Source organism: Mesorhizobium sp. M4A.F.Ca.ET.050.02.1.1, from assembly GCF_003997725.1.
Taxonomy (GTDB): Bacteria; Pseudomonadota; Alphaproteobacteria; order Rhizobiales; family Rhizobiaceae; genus Mesorhizobium.
Genome location: NZ_RZSG01000923.1, coordinates 1 through 2,168, shown reverse-complemented (window position 1 = coordinate 2,168; position 2,168 = coordinate 1). Strand labels below are relative to the sequence as shown.

The 2,168-nt window shown below is 64.4% G+C and carries 2 protein-coding genes and 1 pseudogene; 1 reads left to right on the top strand and 2 read right to left on the bottom strand.

From position 1 onward, the window contains the following. Together EOA33_RS33195 and EOA33_RS33190 are read right to left on the bottom strand one after the other, a co-directional pair. Positions 1 to 265 (bottom strand): annotated as a pseudogene (locus EOA33_RS33195) (iron ABC transporter permease); the annotation flags it as partial. 175 nt (positions 266 to 440) lie between these two features. After that, a complete protein-coding gene (locus EOA33_RS33190) occupies positions 441 to 1,448 on the bottom strand; it encodes an iron ABC transporter substrate-binding protein (protein WP_126058109.1) in 1,008 nt (335 codons plus the stop codon). Positions 1,449 to 1,651: 203 nt separating this feature from the next. Here EOA33_RS33190 and EOA33_RS33185 point away from each other — a divergent pair. After that, a partial coding sequence (locus EOA33_RS33185; RefSeq protein WP_127407543.1) for a sigma-70 family RNA polymerase sigma factor occupies positions 1,652 to 2,168 on the top strand: 517 nt, incomplete at its 3' end.

The following is a 2,168-nucleotide window of genomic DNA, read 5'->3' as shown; positions in this document are numbered from 1 at the left end:
CCGAAGGGAGGATGGAGATCGGAACCGCCAGCGCCACCAGCAGGATCGTGTTGATCAGGAGGTCGCCGACGCGCGGACGGAAGATCAGCGCCGAGACCGTCTCCCAGCCGGTCTGGACCGCGATCCAGATGATGAAGGCCAGCGGCAGCAGCGCAAGCAGCGAGACCAAAGCGGCGGCAAGCAGGATCCAGGACGTCGATCGCCGGCGTCGCGGGCGCCCCGCCGCCGGCAGGCCCGAATGGATGAGGTCGACCGCCGCTTGCATCAGACCGGACGCCGCGCCGCATCGGCCCGCGGACGAAGGTGGCCGAAGGCGCGCTGATCGCAGCCAGGAACGCAGCTTGTCGTCATCGACGATGCCATCTCTAAAACAGAGCGCTCCCGCGGAAAGCGAAGTCCCGCAGGAGCGCAGTCGGTTGCCCTTTTAGGACGAACGCGAACTAAAGCAAGCCGGCTGCCGTCATCAGATCGGTCACCTTCTTGGAGTTCAGCGTCGTCGGATCGACTTTCGGCGCCTGCAGGTCGGCCAGCGGCACCAGCTTTGGGTTGGAGTCAGCGCCCTTGCCGACCGCGTATTCGAAGGAGGTGCCGTTCTTCAGCACGTCCTGGCCACCTTTGCCGGTCACCCATTTCAGGAACGCCTGGGCTTCCTTCGGGTACTTGCTCGAAGCCAGCACGCCGCCGCCGGAGATCGAAACGAAGGCGCCCGGATCCTGGTTCTTGAAATAGTGGAGCGCGACGTTCTTGCTGTTCTCGCCGGTCTTGGCCTGATCGCCGAAATAGTAATAGTGGTAGATCACGCCGCCTTCGATCTCGCCAGCATTGACCGCCTTCATCACGGTGTTGTTGCCCTTGTAGGCGGTGAAGTTCTCCTTCATCGCCTTCAGCCAGTCGGTCGTGGCGGGCTCGCCCTTCAGCTGTAGCAGCGCGCTGACGATGGCCTGGAAATCGGCGCCCGATGGAGAGGCGGCCCAGCGGCCCTTCCAGCTCGGATCGGCGAGGTCGATCAGTGACTTGGGCAACTGGTCTTCCTTGAGCTTGGTCTTGTCATAGGCAAAGACGGTGCTGCGGGCGGCAACGCCGACCCATTTGCCGGTGGCCGGCTGGTACTCCTGCGGCACCTGCGCCAGCGTGTCGGCGTCGACCGGCGCGAACAGGCCGGCAGCCTCAACGAGCGCCATGGCGGGCGAATTCTCGGTCAGGAACACATCGGCTGGCGAGGCCGCGCCCTCGGCGACGATCTGGTTGGAGAAATCGCTGTCGCCGCCATTGCGCAGCGTGACCTTGATGCCGGTTTCCTTGGTGAAGCCAGCTGCCCATTCCTTGGCCAGGCTCTCGTGCTGGGCGTTGTAGACGACGATGCCGGCATCCTCGGCAATGGCCGGGGCGGCAAACAGGCCGAGCGCCAGCACCGTGGCGCCGGCAAGCGTGGAAAGGGCTATTCTCATGGGCGTCGTCCTCGATCTGATGGTCTTGGTTGGCACGGCTGCACCTACCAATACCTGATTAAGCTAGTCAACATTGCAGGCCGGCTTCATTCGGTCGCCGGGCGCAACCTTTCGTGATTTTGCGGCACTTTGGCTTGGACATTATTTCGCCGGCCACGTAACAAATCAGCGCCGAGGCGCGAACATCGGGGGAGAAAACTCTTGTGACCGGCAACAACGAGGCCGAGCTTTCCCGGTTGCTCAAGGCCGCGATCGCGGGAGACGAAACGGCTTACGCCGGCTTTCTAACGCGGACGGCCGCTCTCGTGCGCGGCTTTGCCCGGCGCAAGATCGTTCAGGGCGGGGTCGACCCCGAGGATGTCGTGCAGGAAACCTTGCTGGCCATTCACGTCAAACGGCATACCTGGCGCCAGGACGCGCCGGTGCTGCCATGGATCTACGCCATTGCGCGCTTCAAGCTGATCGACGCCTTCCGGCGGCGCGGGCGGCGCATCGAGGTCGAGATCGACGAGATCGCCGAGACCTTCGCCGAGCCGGAAACCGAGACGGTGAGCGAACGCGACATCAACCGCGTGCTGGAGAGCTTGCCGCCGGCGCAGCGCTCGGTGGTCTCGGCGGTGTCGGTCGAGGGCCGCTCGATCGGCGAGACGGCGGCGAAATTCGGTATCAGCGAGACGGCGGTCAGGGGGTCGCTGCATCGCGGCCTTTGCGCCATAGCCA

Coding starts and splice junctions, on each gene's coding strand:
- EOA33_RS33190 (WP_126058109.1), bottom strand. CDS start 1,448: ATGAGAATAGCCCTTTCCACGCTTGCCGGCGCCACGGTGCTGGCGCTC.